Raw genomic sequence first — 18,263 nt, forward strand, 5'->3', positions numbered from 1 at the left:
CATAGGCCTTGAAATGAGCTATCATTATGAAAACACGCCTTTTAAACACATTCTTGAGTTTGATCCTGATTGGCCTGCCTTCATTGGGCTGGGGGCGTGAAAACCTGTCTAATCCGACTGTGCTTTCGGGGCCAGGTATAAACACCAATACCCAACAGTGTCAGATCATCAATGTCTATTCGTATGCGATCGCTGGCGAAAAAATCTATGCCCAGGTTGGTGTCGGTTGGGTTATTTCAGCAGCAAATCAGTTACGTATTCTATTGCCAGCCCATGTGGTGGCGGGCGCCGAGCTATTAACTGGAAAATGCGGCAACAATGTCTTTCCACTTGCACTAAAAAGCAAATCGGAAACTTTGGATTTGGCGTTACTGGATACAACCTCCCAAGCAACTCCGTACCTTTTGCCGCTGATTTCTCTTGAAGATCGCAATGACTTTTTGAAATCCCTTTCTGGAAAACAAAAATCCCTGGTGAGCTCTTTGGCTCCCCCACATACCAAATCAGACATCACCAAAGCTTTGTCCGAGCAAAGTACAAATTTTTATTTGATCCCATCGTCGACACCCAACAATCCGGAGATGATCAAAGCTGAAACAATGATATCTTTGGGCTACTCTCGAATCGAAAAGGGAATTCCTTCGCTCTATGCCGAAAGCCAGGCAATTCGCCCAGGGTTTAGTGGCAGTCCATTTTTCGTTCAGTCAAGACATCAGGCAAGCCGCGATGACATGAACATGGCCTTATTCAATCCGTATTTGTTCGACAAAGCCTATCTGGTGGGAATGTTGACGAAGGCTGAAATCAATGGTTCCAGATCATTGGGTATTTCTTTGCCTGATATTCTTGAAACCCTGCCCCGCCTGCTGGCAAGCTCGGATGCCGATGCCGGCCGTCCGATTCGTCTGCGCTATGCTGAAAAAATCAATGGCGGGATTCTTGAGCGCAAGCAGGAGCTTATCCAGAATCTTTCTGACGGTTCACAACGGATTTTTACAGAGATCTGCAATGATTCCACTGCGGAGTCTTCTGAATGGAATACTTCGAATCAACAACCCTCGACACAAACCAAGTCTGTCCTAAAAGAACTTTCTGTGGATCCCCAGAAAATCAAGACATTGAATCCGGAAGACTTTAAAAAAATCACTTCCGACTTGCAGCGCAGCCACTTGGGAACAAGTGCCCGCGTCTCCGGCGGTGATTACGGCGAAGGCGGCGGCAGTCTGTATACATTGAAAGATGCTATATTTATGAAACCCACCCGAGATTCTGGTGGCTTTCTGACTGCAGACCTTAGCGCCTATAAATCCAAAAAATTCTGTGATCAACCCATGATTAAAGATCAACATGGCAAGAAGTTCGATAGCATCACGGTAGGTGGAAAGCAGATCAAGACGACTACTCTTGCGGAATACTACACAGCTCTCACTACACCAGGCTTGGGCCAAAACTCCTGCATTTCAACTTATCTTGGCGGATTCGGAATGGAAGCTGCCAACGTCTATTTGGTAAACGGCGAAGAACTTGTGTATACGCGAGTAGAATCTTCGATCGGAAACTCCGCCAGCGAAAATATTCTTCAATGCAACGGCTCGGAAACTAGAGTTAAACTTTCTGGCGGCAATCTATTCGTCGATGCGACCTTTTCAAAATCTGGTTCTGCGCGCGGCTCCGTCCAATTAAGGACCTCCCAGGGCGGACTGTGCGATATCCAGCTTAATGGCAAAAACACCCGCAGCGTTGGCAGCTGGAGACAGCAGATACGCACAAAAGACGTTGATATTGATGTGACCTTTGGTGCAGAAGACCGCGCTATGGGCTTCAAAATTCTTCGCGCTTCGGCAGCCTGCAATCCGTTCCACAGCGGTAAGCTATGGATGTATGAACTGAATTTCAGCAATAAATTTGAAAAACTTCGAAGCGTGATGAGCCAATGACAAATAAATACGATCAATCTCTTTCAAAAATCATGGTTGCGGACGCTTCAGAAAGTCTGGAGCACATCCGTGATCTGCGCGATCAGGAAGGTTTAAGCGACCAGCAGCTTTTGGAACAGCGACTTTTAAGTTTTCGCCTGGCTATTAAAAATGGTCGTGGCAATGAACTGGATCCTGAGGATTTGGTATTCACATCGATCAATGACAGTTTCATTTTAGGTGAGGCTCACTTTGTCCGTGGAGTGGTGTACGCGCATTCCCATAGCTATGGTAAAGCCGCTTTGGAGATGAGTCAGGCTGCCCTGTTTTACGATAAAGCCAAAGCCTCAGAAAAGTTTTGCTTATCCCTGTTCAACGAATTCATCTTTAAAAGTAATGACAATCAAATCAACGGCAACGAACTACTTTCCCAATTGGCACTGATCATTTCAAAGTCAGAAGCCTTAGCCGCTTACAAAGTAATCGGACTATGTCTGCGCCAGCGCTCCTATATCTTTCAATCTACCGAGCGCTTTCAAGCCGCTTTAGACGAAATTCAAAAAGCCATGAACTTCATCGAAGCGCACTGCCCTAGCTCAGACTATCACCTGGCTCTGATTCACGCAGCCGACTGCGCACTTGATCTAAAAAACCCTGAACAGGCACAAAGTTTCTTAGGTTACTTGCCTCCGGAGCTTGATTCACGGGTCGCATTCCCCTTGGCTTACATCAAGTCACGTTTGAATAATGATCTTCTGGTTGAAGCACAGTTCGCTGATATTTCCGAGCACTGGAAAAGCCGTTATGCAAAGTATGTTTCGGAAAAGCTGATTCCAGCAGTCTCAGATCTACCGACATGGAGTTGGAATTTGGCGACTCATGCCTTGGTGGACCAGAAAAAACGCATCATTGGCAAAGTGAAATTCAAGTCCCTGGAAGGACAGCTGTTGCAAACTCTGATTTTGAAATCAGCGAGCAAAGAGCTGCTTTGTGAAATCCTGTGGCCGGAATACGCGGAAAACCATATTTTGGACGATCGCTTTTTCAGACTTAAAGCCCGCATCACCCAAAAGCTGGGAGAGATCATTCATTTCGACGGCTCTAACTACAGCCTGTCTTGTAAAATCGAATTCAGCCGAAAATAAAAAAATCCCCGCTTATTACACGGGGATTTTTTTTATTCGCTGCAGAACCGACATCGGTTCTGCACAGCAATAAGAACTAGGACCTGGCACCTACTAGAGGTAGGCGCTTAGTTCTTTAGACATGAAGCGCTTGCGCATTTTGATGGAGCTGTTTGTTTCAAGCTTACCAAGGCGGCGTGCGATCAAATCGTTTTTTGAGGCTTTCTTAGTCAATACTTCTGTTGAAGCGAACAATTCTACTCCGCTTTCCAAAGTTTCGTATAGTTCAAATACGTCGCAGGCGTTTAGGTATTCTGTGCGCACCGCTTGACCGTCGAAGTTTTGGTAAGTGTATTGGCTGTATTCTTTAGCATCTTTTTCAGCTGCTTTAACTGCTGCATTGGCGTTCGCAGCTTGGAACAAAACTACGCGCTCTTCAAGAAGTTCAGCAAAAGCCGCTTTTGTTTTAGCTTTGCCAATTGCGCGAGTTACATAAAGAGTTTTAACAGCGAACCATTTTTTGTTTTTCATTTTACTTCCTTTTAAAGTCTTAAATTAATTTAGAAACACACCGCAGTACAAAAAGGGAACTGTTACCCCAGGGTTTTTACGAACTTTAGCATTTCAGCCGCATGGCCTTCTGCTTTGATTTTGCGGAACTCGCCTGCGAGTTTTCCGTCTTCGTCGATGACGAAGGTGCTGCGTTCGATACCCATGACTTTTTTGCCGTACATGTTCTTTTCTTTGATCACGTCAAAGATTTTGCACAGCTCTTCTTCTTCATCAGACAACAATTGGAATTTGAAATCGTATTTGCAGATGAACTTGTCGTGGGATTTCAAGCTGTCGCGGGAAACACCAATCACTTCGGTGTTTTCTTTTTTGAATTTTGGCAAAAGTTCATTGAACTCGATGGATTCTGTCGTACAACCCGGAGTGCTGTCCTTTGGGTAAAAATACAAAACGATTTTTTTACCCTTCATTGAAGACAACGCAAAAGTCTCCCCGCTTGAAGAAGGAATTTTAAATGCGGGAACTTTCTTGCCCATTTCAACTTTAGCGGCCACTTGGTGCTCCTTGATCATGCAGGATTTGCGGTTGTTCAGGTTGTGCTTCCCCTGCTGGGGCCCCATCTTGCGACGAATCCCCGTCATTTTCAAGTGGTTGTGGGTTTTCTATGACATTTCCCTGTTCATCCGTCGGCCAACCTTGATCTGCAGCCGTTGGCGGAGGTGCCGCATCAGAAGCCCCCTGTCCCACTCCACCAATCACGCCCCCTGGCAAATCGTAGGTCTCTTGATCCAGAGGAACTGAGACCGGTTCGCCGGTTTTCGCCGCCGCGGCTGGTTGTTGCTGACCTTCTGTAGGCGGCTGTCCCGCCACTGCAGGTTTTTGCGGAGTCGGCGTTGGTTTTGGTGTTGGCGACGGAGTTGGTGCATACAGCTCGGTCTCTGTGACTGTGATCTTTCCCGTCATCGGCACACTGGCTTCGATTTTGCGAATGTCTGTCAGATTTTCGTAGAGTTTACCAACGAGCTTGATCATGTCCTGACCTTCTTTTTGGTAGTCATAGACATCCAGGCGAATCATTTGTTCTTTATTTTTTTCCTGAGCCCAGTCTTTACAGTTTAGCACTAACAGTTGTTCGTTGGCATTTGTGCGAACATGACAGGTAATGGTCTTGTTCAAAATCGCCGCACCAATCCCCAGCACCTCTTCCAGACCTTCCGGATAAAAAGTCAGATCAAATTCAGTATCATTTTTCGCGTACAGCATGGCCATGTGCTTCGCCGGAGATTTGGCCGAACATTTTTCATACATTTCGATTTTTTGTGGATAACCGGTTTGCGACATCACGTCGCGCTTCACTTCATAACGATCACAGCGGAACAAAGATTTATTTCCAAGCTTTGCATTCCCTTGGGACAAAATAGCTCTTTGCACTTTTCCAAACGGTGACTTCAACAGTGCTCGACGTTCGTTCGTTAACACCCACCACGCTTCACGATGAACGCTGTCTGCTTGCTCCATCAAATGCACAAATAGGGCCGCCGATTTTTCCTGCGGGGACAGAACTTTTCGTGGTGGTTGATTGACCATGTTAGCGGCGGCGGGGGTTGCGGACACCTCGACAGCTGTCTCTTTTTTACGAGTGCAGGACGCAAACAGGACCAGCGAAATAACAAGTGTGAAGATGTGGCACAATTTCATTCTTTAAGTCTTGCAAAGGGGCCAGCTGAACACAAGAATTTCCTTTACCCGATTCGAACCTTTACTCTAGAATAAAGGCTCAGCATTTTAGAACGTCATCAGGAGGTCTTATGGAGAAGATTTGGATTAAGAATTACCCGAAAGGTATTGGACCTGAGATCAATCCAAGTGAGTATCAATCCCTCACCGAGATCTACGACGAGGCCGTTCGTAAGTTTCCTTCAAATAAAGCGTTCACCAACATGGGTGTCAGCATCACTTTCTCGCAACTGGACCAGCAGGTGAATAAGTTCGCCTCCTTCCTGCAGAATGAATTAAAACTGAAAAAAGGCGATCGTATCGCGATTCAAATGCCCAATGTCCTGCAATTCCCCGTGGCCGCATTTGCAGCCTTAAAAGTGGGTCTGACTATCGTCAATACGAACCCACTTTACACTGCCAAAGAGATGCAACATCAGTTCAAAGACTCTGGCGCTAAAGCGATCGTGATTCTGGCGAATTTCGCAAATCACTTACAAACGATCATCAAAGACACGCAAATCGAAAGCGTTGTGATCACTGAGCTTGCGGACCTGTTCCCTGCTCCAAAAAGAATCCTGGTGAACTCTGTTGTTAAGTACATCAAAAAAATGGTGCCTGCTTACAACATCCCGCAAGCCTACACCTTCCGTCAGGCTTTGGAACTGGGAGCAATGCGCCCGCACCAAAATATCGCCACTTCTCATGATGATTTGGCATTCCTTCAGTACACAGGCGGCACTACAGGTGTTGCCAAAGGTGCCATGCTGACTCATAAGAACGTAATCTCCAATATGCTGCAAATCCGCGCATGGATGAGCCCGAAATTGAATGAAGGCGAAGAGATCGTCATCGCAGCACTTCCGCTTTACCATATCTTCGCATTGACGGTGAACTGCCTGGCATTCTTGAAAATGGGCGCAGAAAATATCCTGATCACCAATCCAAAAGACATCCCAGGATTTGTTAAAGAACTTAAAGCCCGTCCATTTACGGCTTTGACTGGCGTAAACACTTTGTTCAACGCTTTGATGAACAATCCTGACTTTGCAACCATCGACTTTAAGTCCGTAAAAATCAGCGTGGCGGGTGCGATGACTTTGCAAAAACCTGTGACTGAAAGATGGACTAAGATCACTAAATCCGTGATCGTTGAGGGTTACGGTCTGACTGAAGCCTCTCCGGTAGTTTCCTGCAACCCTATCGATGGCACGGATCGCGTGGGCACCATTGGTCTGCCAATGCCAAGCACTGATGTAAAACTGGTTGATGAAGACGGCAAAGAAGTCGCAATGGGTGAAGCTGGCGAATTGGTTTGCCGCGGACCTCAGGTGATGAAGGGTTACTGGAACCGCGCCAGCGAAACAGCTGACGTTTTGAGTGCTGATGGCTGGTTGAAAACTGGTGACATCGCCACGGTCGACAACGATGGTTTCTTTAAAATCGTTGATCGCAAAAAAGACATGATCCTGGTCTCAGGATTTAACGTTTACCCGAATGAGGTCGAAGAAGTGATCGCTGGTCACCCAGGTGTACTGGAAGTGGCAGCCATTGGGGTGGCGGACGAACACTCTGGCGAGATCGTGAAAGTCGTAATTGTTAAAAAAGATCCAAGCCTGACACCGGAAGAAGTGATTGCTCACGCAAGAAAAAGTCTGACAGGTTACAAGGTTCCAAAATTGGTAGAGTTCAGAACAGAACTTCCTAAAACCAATGTTGGGAAGATTCTTCGTCGTGCTCTTCGCGATGCAAAATAACGCGCGCTTCGCGAGTCAAAATAACGCGCGCTTCGCGACGACAAATAAATCTCACAACTACAAATAAAAAAAGGTCCCCACAAGGGACCTTTTTTTGCCTTCAGTTTGAATGCAGAGATTATGCTTTCTTATTCCAAGAAGCACACCAAGCATCAGCAAGAACCAATTTACCAGCAAAGATTGTGCAAGTGCCAGTTGTCGCATCTTTCTTGCCGTAAAAACCGCAAGTCGCGCAGTGATTGCCCTTAGCTTCAGGTGCTTTTTTGTAGTCCGCAACGTACTTCACTGCTTTAGCTACAGAATCGTTTGGATCCAAAAGTGGCATACCACCTTTTGCTGCTGGAGCTGCTTCGGGAGCTGCGCCTCTTTTTTTCTGTGCATGCGCTTCTGAACCAAACACTGTGTTCAATACTGTTGGAGCGATGAATGCCACTCCTGCCATTTTAACGAAAGTAGCGAAAAAACCGCGACGATCCATTTTACCGTTCATCATGTTGCCTCCTGGTTGTATCCTTCGATTCTCAAATAGTATTCATTTTCACTATGTTTTCAATAAGAATCATTTTTGGCAAGACATGACAAGGCCACAAATTGTTGCGCAAACGAAAAAAGCCGCAACAAGTGCGGCTTTTAAAAATTTAAATTATTTTGGAATATTATCTATTTAGCGTGGCTATCGCACTGACAAGCCTTGCGATTTAAAAAGTGCGCTACAACCAATAAAACACTTCCGATGATGGTCACCGTATTATGAGGCAAAGACGGCAAAAGCTCTTCCAGCTCATGATGAAGGATCGTGCCTGCGCAAACCAGAAGCAATCCACCCACACCCATCGTCGCCACTTTCATTTGGTGATGATGTTTATAGCCGGACCAAAACGCAAACAATCCGATTGGCAGAATCACTGCCGCCATCGACAAGTGAACCCACTGGGATTCAAAAGCCTCGCCCAACGCTGGCAACGCCAACAGGAAAAGTGGAGTTAACAGGCAATGAATGGCACACAACGAGGAAAGATAAATACCCAGGCGATCCCATAGGTCAGTTTGCTCTGCAAACTGCTCATGCTGGGAATGATCCACGTCACAACATGCTTCGGTCGCAGTCTGAGGATTCAACGCGAAGGACTGAAGGCCCCCGTTGGAAATAGGCTCCACAGATTTAAAAACTGGTTTTTCACCGAAAGGTTGCTTTTCCACACTCACCACCTGCTACCGGTTATGCGCTTAATGCAAGTCACTGTCAACTAGCCCCGCTTAGTTCGTAAACTCTACAGCTTGCTTTTCGGTGCCCTAAAGCCCATACATGAGACATGAGCGCTCACTTACCTCCCCCAATTTATGAATTAGGACCCGAGTTTTACGACGAGGTCCAGGCCGCGGCCTTCCCCAAGGCACAGCTTCGTTATCGCAATCAGGCCGCTGCACAAATCGTGGGTTTGGATCGCATTAGTGACGCCGAGTGGAAATCCTACTTCGCTGACTTTAAGCCGATGGCTGGCAACATGGTGACCTCGCTGGCCCTGCGCTATCACGGTCATCAATTCCGCTCTTACAACCCGCAAATTGGCGATGGTCGTGGTTTTCTTTATGCGCAGTTTTTAGTTAAAGGAAAACTTTATGATCTGGGTACAAAGGGCAGCGGTCGCACACCTTACTCCCGCACTGGCGATGGCCGCCTGACATTAAAGGGAGCCTTTCGCGAGATTCTGGCAACCGAATTGCTGGAATCCTACGGCGTCAACACCAGCAAAACGTTTTCCGTTTTTGAAACTGGTGAAAGTCTGGAACGACATGATGAACCCTCTCCAACCCGAGCAGGCGTTTTAGTTCGACTGAATCACAGCCACATCCGCTTCGGTACGTTTCAACGACTGGCTACTTTAAAAGAATCCGGGAACATTGTAAAACTTTTGGATTATTGCGTTCGCCACTTTTACCCCGAACTGAGCCCCCTGGAGGGTGAAGAAAAAGCTGCGGCGTTTTTACAGTCTGTCGCCCGTGCCTGCGCCCAAACCACCGCGCAGTGGATGATGGCGGGATTTGTTCATGGAGTTTTAAATACCGACAACATGAACATCACCGGCGAAAGCTTCGACTATGGTCCTTATCGGTTTATGCCTAAGTACGATCCGGCATTTACGGCGGCCTACTTTGATCAGAGCGGTCTTTACTGCTATGGCCGCCAGCCCACGTCAGTGTTGTGGAATCTTCATCAGCTGGGCTTTGCTTTGAAATTCGCCTATGAAAACCTGCCAGTTGAAGAATTACTTGAAGAGTTTGCGGATAGCTTTAATTTCGCCAGTCGCACACTGTTCATGCAACGCTTGAACATCCGCAATCCATTGGAAGACGAAAAAGCCGCTTTGGAAGTGGATCAGGAAATGATGATGAACTTCTTTAAGTTCCTGGACGAAGCACAGCCCTTGTTTGAGCAGACTTTCTTTGATTTGCATTCGGGCATTAATGACGACCGTCTGCTGCGCTCCGTGCAGGCCACAGTTTATCAGCATCCAAGCTTTGAGCCGTTAAAAAAGAATCTGCAATATTATGAAGTTTTGAGCGAAAGCAAATCTTCCCATCCGTACTTTGATGGCACCAAATGCTGTTCTCTTTTGATCGACGAATTGGAGTCCCTATGGACTCCGATCGCCGACAAAGATGACTGGACTCTATTTGAGAACAAACTCCAGCAGATACGTTCGATCCGGGGGCTTTACTAGCCCCCTTCGTAACCAGAGACCTTGGCAAGTTTTGCGCGCACCCAGATTCTGAAGTCATCGATAAATCCAAAGGCCGCCGGCACCACAATCAGGGTCAACAAGGTGGAACTGATCAATCCCCCAATGATGGCAATACCCATGGACTTTCTCATCGCAGAGGCTTCATTCAAACCAATAGCGATCGGAATCATACCGGCAATCAACGCCAGTGACGTCATCAGGATCGGGCGCAGACGCGTACGGCAGGCTTTAAGAAGCGCATCTTTGCGCTCCATTCCCTCGTGCAAAAGATGGTTCGTGTAATCCACCAGAAGAATCGAGTTCTTGGCCACGACCCCCAGCAAGAGAACGATTCCTATCAGCGAGAAGATATCGATAGTCTTGCCAGTTACCAGCAAGGCAATAAATGCTCCGGTCATCGCCAGCGGCAAGGCAAGCAGGATCGTAAATGGCGTGATGAAGCTTTCATACAAGCTTGCCAGCACCAGATAGATGAATGTCACCCCTAGGAAAATCGCAATCAACATGTTGTTGATCAAATCCTTAAAGTCATCAGCCTGACCTTGGAAGCGATAATCAATCCCTTGTGGCGGTTTCAATTCGGTCTTTAGGATTTTTTCGATCTCCTGTGATACGGTCCCCAGGGCTCCACCCTTGGCAAGGTTGGCAGAAATCTGGATATAACGACTTTTATTCTGACGATTGATCTGTGAATAACCCTTGGTCTCTTCACCGCGCGCAATGCGTGGCAATGGGATCATATTGAAATTGGCATTGGGCACCAAGGTCGTCGCAAAATTACTGCGCAGGTCACGGTTTTCCTCATCGAAACGCACGCGCACTTTATAGTCGATGCCGTTTTCACGGAAGATCGTGTTTTCATTTCCTTCAGTACGATTACGAAGCTCCGCACCGGCGGTTACCGTTGATACGCCCAATGCTTCAGAGCGATCACGGTCAAAGATCACGTGGAACTCCGGCTTCCCGGATCTAAAGTTCGTATCTACATCCACCAGGCCCGGAATTTTTCTGATGCGCTCAACCACTTTTGTGGCGTACTTGTTCAGCTCTTCCAGATCCTGACCGGTCAGATTGACGTTCAAGGGTTTTTCACCCGAGTTCACTGGATCGAAATCACCGATGCTGACCGTGGCTTTGTCTTTGAAAGGCTCAAGTTTTTTCCGCAAAGATTCCGTATAGTCAGAAGTCATCATCGAACGCTTCTTCGGATCCACCAGGCGCACATACATACTGGCTTTGTTAGATTCGTTGTTGGCAGTTCCGACCGTGGTCACAACAATTTCTACGGCCTTATCACCGTCAAAGACCTTTTCAATTCCTGCCACCAGATTGCTGGTCGCTTCCAAAGAAGATCCCACCGGCAATTCGACGCTTACAGAAAACTCCCCCGCATCAGCGTTTGGCAAAAACGTTTTCGGAATCCAGATGATGGTCGTCATCGAAGCGATGAATACTACCACGGCGCCGAACAAAATGGTTTTTGGATGAACCACCGTGAATTTTAAAATTTTCTCGTAGATGTCTTCCAACTTTGTCTGGAAGCGGTCAAAGGCTGCGAGCATTTTTCCGATGGGACCATTGCCTTTGTTATGTTCATCTGGATGAGCCAGATAAGCTGACATCATTGGCGCGACGGTAAAGGCGTCAAATAACGAAATCAACATCGTGAACACAACCGTTAAACCGAACTGTTTGAAAAACTGCCCTACTATCCCTTGTAAGAACGAAATCGGACCAAACACCGCAATCACCACCAGCGTGGTCGCAACCACGGCCATAGCAACTTCTTTAGTTCCATCCAGGGCTGCATCTTTCGGGCGCTTACCCATTTCCAGATGGCGGAAGATATTTTCCCGCACTACGATCGCATCGTCGATCAGCAAACCCACTGCCAGTGACAAGGCCAACAGGGTCATCAAGTTGATGGTAAATCCCATGGCGAACATGATTACGAAGCCACCTAGCAGTGAATTCGGCAGCGCCATGCCGGTAATCAGGGTTGAACGCGCGGACCCAAGGAAGAAGAATACAACCAGGACACACAGAATAATACCGATCGTGATCGACTCATTCACGTCAGCGACGTTCAAACGAATCGGACGAGATGTGTCTCGAACCATTCTGATTTCGGCTTTGATATTTTTGGACTTTAAAAACTCATTGGCCTTGGCGATATTTTTTTGAATATTATCAGCCACGGCCACTGTATTTGAGCCACGTTGTTTGTAGACGTTCATCAGAAGGGCTTTTTGCCCCTGAATACGTCCGATGGTCTTTTGATCTTCAAGACTGCGTTTCACCTGGCCGATGTTTTTGATTAACACCGGTCTATCTGAACCGACGAAGTTCACATTCACTTCTTCGATTTGTTTTAAAGATTCAAACTCCCCGCTGGTACGCAGAGTGGTTTCGGTTTTTGGATTTTCGATTTTTCCAATCGGAGTATCCTTGGAAGTTTCGATAACCTTCTGTGAAACCTGAAGCATCGAGATCTTACGATCCTGCAGTTTCTTTTTATCGATGACGACGTGGATTTCCTGCTTACGGCCCCCGTAAATCTGAACTTGCCCCACGTCATCCAGACGTTCAAAGATCGGCTTCACCGTTTCGTTGGCTAAGTCATAGGCTTCGCCATCTGGCAGATCGGTTACCAATGCCAGTGTCACGATAGGCTGATCGGCAGGGTCGAATCTTTGAATGACGGGTTCGTAAATTTCATCAGGTAAATCACGACGGATGTTGCCGATGCGGTTGCGCACATCCTGCTCCATCTCTTTGATGTCTGTTCCCAGGTTGAATTCCAAAATCAGAACTGCGACACCGTCCAGATTCTGCGAGGTTAAAGTTTTTAAACCCGACAAACTTCCCAGTTCATCCTCGATGGGTTTCGAAACTTGTTTTTCCAGATCCAAAGGCGAAGCACCGGGATAAACAATTTGCACCGACAAAATCGGAAAGGTCACGTCCGGGAAAAGATCCACCGGCATTTTGAACAGGGAAAAGATCCCCAAGATTAAAGTTAAAATAACCACACAAAGAATTGTGATCGGGCGGCGAATGGAAAGACTTGGTAAATTCATGATGCTATTCCTCAACCGTCATATACAGACGTCCTTGGGCTTCCATTTTTCTTTGTTCTGTTTTCAGGCGGCTTAGATTCAGCTCTGCAGTGGCTGCATCATTTTCTGAATCCACCACATTCATGGTGATGGTTCTGCCTTTATTAAACAGATCAGTCGTGGCCCGTGCGCGATCGGTTTGCAATTTATAAACCTGCTCTGCACTTTGCACACGCTTGCTCATCTCTTCATAACGGCGTTTTAGCTCGCTCCAGGCGCTGTCACTGTCTACCAGGCTTCTTTCCGCCTGAAGGCGCGAAGCCAAAGCCTCTTTGCGAGCAGCATCTTTCGCAGCACCCTTCACCGAGGTGTCAAACATGTATCTGAAATTCACAGCGACTTTGGCTGTAGGCTTAGTCGTATCAGTCAGGTTTTGTGTGGCTTCAGCCATGTCTCTACTTAGATTGCTGGCTGTATAGGCACCGCTCAGAACCAAATCCGGCTTATAAGCTTCTTCGACTTCTTCTGCGACGACAGCGCGTGCTTTCGCTTCCAGTGATTTTAAGTAGGCTTCCACTTGCACAACTCGCCCTTTACCACCCGTCACAAGGGAATTAATGGGACGCTTCGCCCCCAAGTCACCCTCCAACTGCGGAAATGGATCCGTCGGTTTTAGTTCAAGGAAATCCCGAACAGCCTGTTTGGACGCTTCCAAATCATCTTCCGCAGTAACCAGAATCAACTGTCGACCTGCAACCAGGGCCTGACCTTGCAGCAAATCTGCCCGGTCGCTGATCCCGTCATTCACCCGACGACGCGTCCAGGTTTCAATTCTTTTCGCGCGTTCCAAAGTTCCTTGGGCCGTTTTCAAATTGTCCATCGCATAGAGATATTCCCAGAACGCGAACTCGGCCTGAACCAGCACACCACGGATTTGCAGATCATAACTGCCTTTCACTGCAGCCGTAGAAGCGTCTTGTCGCTCCCAACGAAGTCTTGTTGCCGCACCAAAGAAGTCTTTCCATAAAGACTGATCCAAGGTCACACCCAATTGCCCGTAACCAAATTTTGAAAACGATGCAAATGCCGGATCTAAGATTCCAGGGTTATCGAACTCTGTGGTTTGCCCCCAAACAGTGACATTGGTACCTGAAGAAAACTTTTTACCAAATCCCAGATTGTACGATGTCTGTTTGCTTTCCGGAACGCCCAAGAGCGCAAACTGACTTAAAGGATTCTTGTCATTGATATAACTCCAGCCTGCTGACATCACCGGAACCAGATCAATGTCGCCCGCGATATTACGATCATCCGCCGCTTCCTTCGATAAATCATAAGACTTGATTGAACGATGATTGCTTTCGACATTTTTTAAGTAGGTCTGCAAATTCATTGCATAGGAAGATGAGGAAACTGCCAGAAGAATGAATGCGATCTTGAACTTGCCCATCAAAAAAAGCCCTTCTAATATTCACAGACTTGTTTACTAAGAAAGCGTAAATTAATTAGTGACCATAAACAACCGCTGTGAACACTGCGACATTTAGAGCAAGAGCTTCAGAAAATAAAAAACCCACGACATGCGTGGGTTTCTTTAAACAAAAGTTAAAACAGGCGGACCTATTTGCCTTCTGCTTTTTTCTCTTTGCAACCAGCGCAGTCACCTTTTACAGAGCACTCGCCAGAACAAGCAGCTTTGGGTTTATCCATGCCACATGCGCAAGATTCTTTTGTAGATTTAGAAGCACAAGCACCCAGCATCAATGCTAATACGGATGCGAAAACGATTTTCTTCATGAAAACTCCCCGTGTTATTTATCAGTGGAATAATTTTGTGATTAATTCTCGTGCAGCGCAAGCAAACACTTCCAGACGCACCACGAAAGTTACCCTCTGCACCAATGCGCAATTACACAGCATTCTCACGGCCCTCCAATTACTTAACGCGAGAGGATATTTTTAAACAGAATCCTGACAGAATGATTTGTTGAAACTCCGCAAACACCCAAGGTACGTTTCTATTCATTCGCGGGGGGAATAATGAATTTCGTGAGGGGCATGAAGTTCGCTACGTTTATGGGGGTCTTTGCAACAGCTTTGCTGAATGCAAACACGACCTGGGCACAGGAGCAGCTGGAACAACAGCAGCCACCTGTTAATGCATCACAAGCGAGCGGTTCACAACAGCAGATTCCCGCGCCATACACTGACAAACCTGAGTGGCATCAGTTCTACATGGTAGACGATGTGAACATGGAACAAGTCACAGTTCGCGCACCAAAATCCATTGCCAATGAATTGCTTTCACCGAGCGTCCTTTTGGAGGCTTTTGCTTCAAAAGTGAAGGTCGTTGTCGTCAATTTGCTGCGCTGGAATCAACATAACTATGACATGCCGGTTCCCACAGAAAAATACATGCGCAAACTTCACTTCGGCCGTTGGATCAATGATCCTGCAGACGAAACGTGCATGAATACGCGCGCTAAGGTCCTGGTTCGCGACAGCAAATCAGAAGTGACTTATCGCAATGGCAAATTCTGTGTTGTTGAAGATGGCAAATGGGATGATCCTTACACGAATACGGAACTGACTTCATCACGTCAAATTCAGATCGACCACATGGTACCATTGAAGAACGCCTATATGTCTGGTGCCTTCAACTGGGATTACAAACTTCGTTGTCTGTATGCAAACTATATGGGACTTCGCGAACACTTGGTGTCTGCTGAATCCCACGAGAACATGTCAAAAGGCGACCGTGGCCCAGAAGGCTATTTACCTCCATACGAGCCTGGTCGTTGTCAGTACATCCGCAACTGGTTGGCGATTAAAATGATCTGGCGTTTGACGGTAAATCCGGAAGAAGCCCAGGCCATTGCAGATAACATCACCAAGTACAAATGCCGTCCTTCTGATTTCGTGTTCACCAAAGCGGAACTTGAAAATCAGCGCGAAACAATCTCGCAGAATCTTAACTTCTGCATGATCAATAAAAGATAATGTTTCCAATTCTTTTCGAAGACGATTGGTTCCTGGCGGCTGAAAAGCCGGCAGGTTTGCCGTCCCAGGCGACGGTGGATAAAAGTCGTCCCGACTTTTTCACTGAATTAAAAAAACAACTTCAAGCCGAGCGCGGTCGTGATTTTTATCTGGCCCTGCACCACCGTCTGGATCGCGACACCTCCGGCGTGATGATCTTCGCCAAAAACAAAGAGGCCAATGATCCTTTGGCCAATATGTTCAAAAGCCATTTGGTGCAAAAAACCTATGTAGCTCTGACCAGAAATCGCAAAATGCCCGAAACCTGGGAAATCCAGAACCATCTGGGCGAGGTGCGGGATCACAAACTTAAAAAAATGAAAATGAAGTCCACTCTTTCTGGTGGCGACAAGGCCCATACTAAATTTCGCCTGATTGAAAAGTTCAAACACGGCATGCTGGTTCAGGCTCAGCCTTTAACGGGAAGAATGCATCAAATTCGCGTGCACCTGGCTGAAGAGCATATGGGGATCTTTGGGGATGACATTTATCCCTGCAATAAAACACCCGTTGCACCTCGATTGATGCTTCATGCTTTAAGCTTGGAGTTCACACACCCCTTCACTCAAATCCCTGTTAAAATAGAATCTTCTTTACCCCAGGACATGAAAGATTTTATGCTTCTTCTGCAGTCGACTTAAAAAGGAGATTTCAGAATGTTGCGTTTAATTTTATTATCCCTGTGCCTGCTGGCAATGGGCTGTGCTTCCAAAACGGTGGCTCCGGTTAACGCCAACTTCGAAGACATCCTTAAAGGTTTCATTGAAAAACACAACATCCCTGGCGGCGCTATGGCGGTTTCCAAGAATGGCGTTTTTGCCTACAACGGGGCCGCCGGTTTTTCGGATACTGAAAAGCAAATGCTGACTTCGGCCGCGACTCCCTTTCGAATTGCGAGCTCCAGCAAACCCATCACGGCTATAGCTGTATTTCAATTATTGGAAAAATCCGGCACGGATTTGCAGGCAGCACTGAATCGTCCTGTCTTTGGCGGTAAGGGCTACTTACCTGAATATAAAAGCATCAAAGACAAGCGCGTCTTGAAGATCACTTTGAAAGATCTGCTTCAGCACACTGGCGGCTGGGGTTCGACTAAAGATGACTACGATCCGCAGTATGATCTTTTCCACATTGCAAAAAAAATGAAAGTCACTCCACCCGCTGACGCAAAGTCAGTGATCCGCTATGTTTTGCAGTTTAAAAACCTGGATCGCGCGCCGGGAACTCAGTATCACTACTCGAATTTTGGATACAACGTCTTGGCCCGGGTGATTGAAAAACTGAGTTCTCAAAATTACGAGGACTATGTGAAGTCCCAAGTCTTGGCGCCGTTAGGTATTGTCGACATGCGCATTGGCGGGAGCAGGCTTATCGAACTTCTTCCTGAAGAATCCCGCTATTACGATGATCCGCGCAGCCCTATGGTGACTTCGCAGTTTGACGGCACAACTAAGGGACCTATGGCCTACAACGAGTTTTACCTGCCAGCTATGGACGGCCATGGTGGCTGGATTGGGACCCCGTCTGATTTGGTTTTGATTCTTCATGCGGTTTCGCCAGACCTGGGTAAAACTCAATTGCTGAAACCAGAAACTGTTCAACTTATGACGGCTCCCATTGCCAATATCGGAAATCCCACAGCCTCTATGGGGTGGGTCAGCCGCGAGGGGGGCAAAGAGTATGGCCATGCCGGTGCCTTGGAAACCGGGACACTTTCTTATTTTGTTAGAAAATCAAATGGCGTGGCCTGGGCGGTGGTGTTCAATCGATTGCCCATAGAAAAGGTCGAAGAGATTGGACCTTTGTTGCAAGGATTGTCGCAACGAATGGATCAGGAATTTACCAAGCTTAAATAAGAAAAAACCCCACTCTTTCGAAGTGGGGTTTTCTTTTTAAACTATTTCTTTTTGAAGATACAAGTATCAGAATGCGAGCCGCCGCCGTAATATTCACTGAACGTGTACTTTGCAGAAACCGTCAGCTCAGTTGCCGTGCGAGCCAAAGTGATTTCAGTCTCTTCACCGTCCCAACCCGCGTTGCTAACTGTGACTTTTTCTTTTGAGTAGGAATCCACTTTTGTCACTGGAGCAAGATAAGTCGTTGTCTCTTCAAATGCTGACTCATCGCCAGTCAGAATCACAACTACTGTATCCGGGTGATAATCCAACTCAAGTGTGCAAGCTCCACCATTCAAGGATGTACCAGTGGATTGAAAGCCACCTGCATAGGATCGTAGAAGCTGATATGTGTTTAGTACCTCATTCGGTACTTGAGAAGCTTGTGCAAGACCTGACAAGCAAAGACCAGACAATAAAACCGCAGTTGAAAGAACCTTCATAACGCTCCCTTTTTAGTTTTTGGCTGGAACTTCTTCTATCAGAAATCTGCCTGAAAC

The 18,263-nt window shown here is 46.9% G+C and carries 16 protein-coding genes; 7 read left to right on the plus strand and 9 right to left on the minus strand.

Features of this window, described 5'->3' with window-relative positions; translation table 11 throughout:
* The first annotated feature begins 26 nt into the window (after window positions 1-26).
* Window positions 27-1,937: a hypothetical protein gene (locus ACLVWU_RS10530; RefSeq protein WP_413574654.1), complete on the plus strand. Its 1,911-nt coding sequence runs from the start codon at window positions 27-29 to the stop codon at window positions 1,935-1,937.
* Window positions 1,934-3,061 (plus strand): hypothetical protein, encoded by a 1,128-nt coding sequence (locus ACLVWU_RS10535; RefSeq protein WP_413574655.1) that lies wholly within the window; start codon window positions 1,934-1,936, stop codon window positions 3,059-3,061. The genes ACLVWU_RS10530 and ACLVWU_RS10535 overlap by 4 nt, the downstream gene beginning before the upstream one ends.
* 93 nt (window positions 3,062-3,154) lie before the next feature.
* On the opposite strand, the gene ACLVWU_RS10540 is transcribed toward ACLVWU_RS10535, so the two are convergent.
* From ACLVWU_RS10540 to ACLVWU_RS10550, 3 genes are all read right to left on the minus strand, one after another.
* Window positions 3,155-3,571, minus strand: coding sequence for a DUF4288 domain-containing protein (locus tag ACLVWU_RS10540; protein ID WP_413574656.1), 417 nt, complete (start codon window positions 3,569-3,571; stop codon window positions 3,155-3,157).
* Window positions 3,572-3,633: 62 nt separating this feature from the next.
* Window positions 3,634-4,107 (minus strand): peroxiredoxin, encoded by a 474-nt coding sequence (locus ACLVWU_RS10545; RefSeq protein ID WP_413574657.1) that lies wholly within the window; start codon window positions 4,105-4,107, stop codon window positions 3,634-3,636.
* A complete protein-coding gene (locus tag ACLVWU_RS10550) occupies window positions 4,097-5,251 on the minus strand; it encodes a hypothetical protein (protein WP_413574658.1) in 1,155 nt (384 codons plus the stop codon). Before ACLVWU_RS10550 ends, ACLVWU_RS10545 begins: the two co-directional genes overlap by 11 nt.
* Window positions 5,252-5,361: 110 nt before the next feature.
* On the opposite strand from ACLVWU_RS10550, the gene ACLVWU_RS10555 reads away from it, so the two are divergent.
* Entirely contained in the window at window positions 5,362-7,026 is a 1,665-nt protein-coding gene (locus ACLVWU_RS10555; protein ID WP_413574659.1) for an AMP-binding protein, read from the plus strand.
* Between the two features lie 118 nt (window positions 7,027-7,144).
* On the opposite strand, the gene ACLVWU_RS10560 is transcribed toward ACLVWU_RS10555, so the two are convergent.
* Window positions 7,145-7,519 carry a high-potential iron-sulfur protein gene (locus tag ACLVWU_RS10560; RefSeq protein ID WP_413574660.1) on the minus strand — a complete coding sequence of 125 codons (375 nt, stop codon included), beginning with the start codon at window positions 7,517-7,519 and terminating at the stop codon, window positions 7,145-7,147.
* A 167-nt stretch (window positions 7,520-7,686) separates the two neighbouring features.
* Window positions 7,687-8,226, minus strand: a complete 540-nt coding sequence (locus ACLVWU_RS10565) for a MerC domain-containing protein (RefSeq protein ID WP_413574661.1) — start codon at window positions 8,224-8,226, stop codon at window positions 7,687-7,689.
* A gap of 113 nt (window positions 8,227-8,339) precedes the next feature.
* On the opposite strand from ACLVWU_RS10565, the gene ACLVWU_RS10570 reads away from it, so the two are divergent.
* Window positions 8,340-9,749, plus strand: a complete 1,410-nt coding sequence (locus tag ACLVWU_RS10570) for a protein adenylyltransferase SelO family protein (protein ID WP_413574662.1) — start codon at window positions 8,340-8,342, stop codon at window positions 9,747-9,749.
* On the opposite strand, the gene ACLVWU_RS10575 is transcribed toward ACLVWU_RS10570, so the two are convergent.
* From ACLVWU_RS10575 to ACLVWU_RS10585, 3 genes are all read right to left on the minus strand, one after another.
* Complete coding sequence (locus ACLVWU_RS10575) at window positions 9,746-12,850, minus strand: efflux RND transporter permease subunit (RefSeq protein WP_413574663.1); 3,105 nt, start codon at window positions 12,848-12,850, stop codon at window positions 9,746-9,748. The genes ACLVWU_RS10570 and ACLVWU_RS10575 overlap by 4 nt on opposite strands.
* Window positions 12,851-12,854: 4 nt before the next feature.
* On the minus strand, window positions 12,855-14,279 hold the full coding sequence (locus tag ACLVWU_RS10580; protein ID WP_413574664.1) for a TolC family protein: 1,425 nt from the start codon (window positions 14,277-14,279) through the stop codon (window positions 12,855-12,857).
* A 170-nt stretch (window positions 14,280-14,449) separates the two neighbouring features.
* Complete coding sequence (locus ACLVWU_RS10585) at window positions 14,450-14,626, minus strand: hypothetical protein (protein WP_413574665.1); 177 nt, start codon at window positions 14,624-14,626, stop codon at window positions 14,450-14,452.
* A 243-nt stretch (window positions 14,627-14,869) separates the two neighbouring features.
* On the opposite strand from ACLVWU_RS10585, the gene ACLVWU_RS10590 reads away from it, so the two are divergent.
* The 3 genes from ACLVWU_RS10590 to ACLVWU_RS10600 are packed head-to-tail and all read left to right on the plus strand — an operon-like array spanning window position 14,870 to window position 17,724.
* Window positions 14,870-15,829, plus strand: coding sequence for a DUF1524 domain-containing protein (locus ACLVWU_RS10590; RefSeq protein ID WP_413574666.1), 960 nt, complete (start codon window positions 14,870-14,872; stop codon window positions 15,827-15,829).
* Window positions 15,829-16,509, plus strand: coding sequence for an RluA family pseudouridine synthase (locus tag ACLVWU_RS10595; protein WP_413574667.1), 681 nt, complete (start codon window positions 15,829-15,831; stop codon window positions 16,507-16,509). The genes ACLVWU_RS10590 and ACLVWU_RS10595 overlap by 1 nt, the downstream gene beginning before the upstream one ends.
* 15 nt (window positions 16,510-16,524) lie before the next feature.
* Complete coding sequence (locus tag ACLVWU_RS10600; protein ID WP_413574668.1) at window positions 16,525-17,724, plus strand: serine hydrolase domain-containing protein; 1,200 nt, start codon at window positions 16,525-16,527, stop codon at window positions 17,722-17,724.
* Between the two features lie 41 nt (window positions 17,725-17,765).
* Here ACLVWU_RS10600 and ACLVWU_RS10605 read toward each other — a convergent pair whose 3' ends face one another.
* Window positions 17,766-18,206, minus strand: coding sequence for a hypothetical protein (locus tag ACLVWU_RS10605; protein WP_413574669.1), 441 nt, complete (start codon window positions 18,204-18,206; stop codon window positions 17,766-17,768).
* Between the last annotated feature and the right edge of the window lie 57 nt (window positions 18,207-18,263).

Origin of the sequence: Bdellovibrio sp. HCB290, assembly GCF_047305925.1 — a bacterium.
In the GTDB taxonomy this organism is placed as follows: Bacteria; Bdellovibrionota; Bdellovibrionia; order Bdellovibrionales; family Bdellovibrionaceae; genus Bdellovibrio.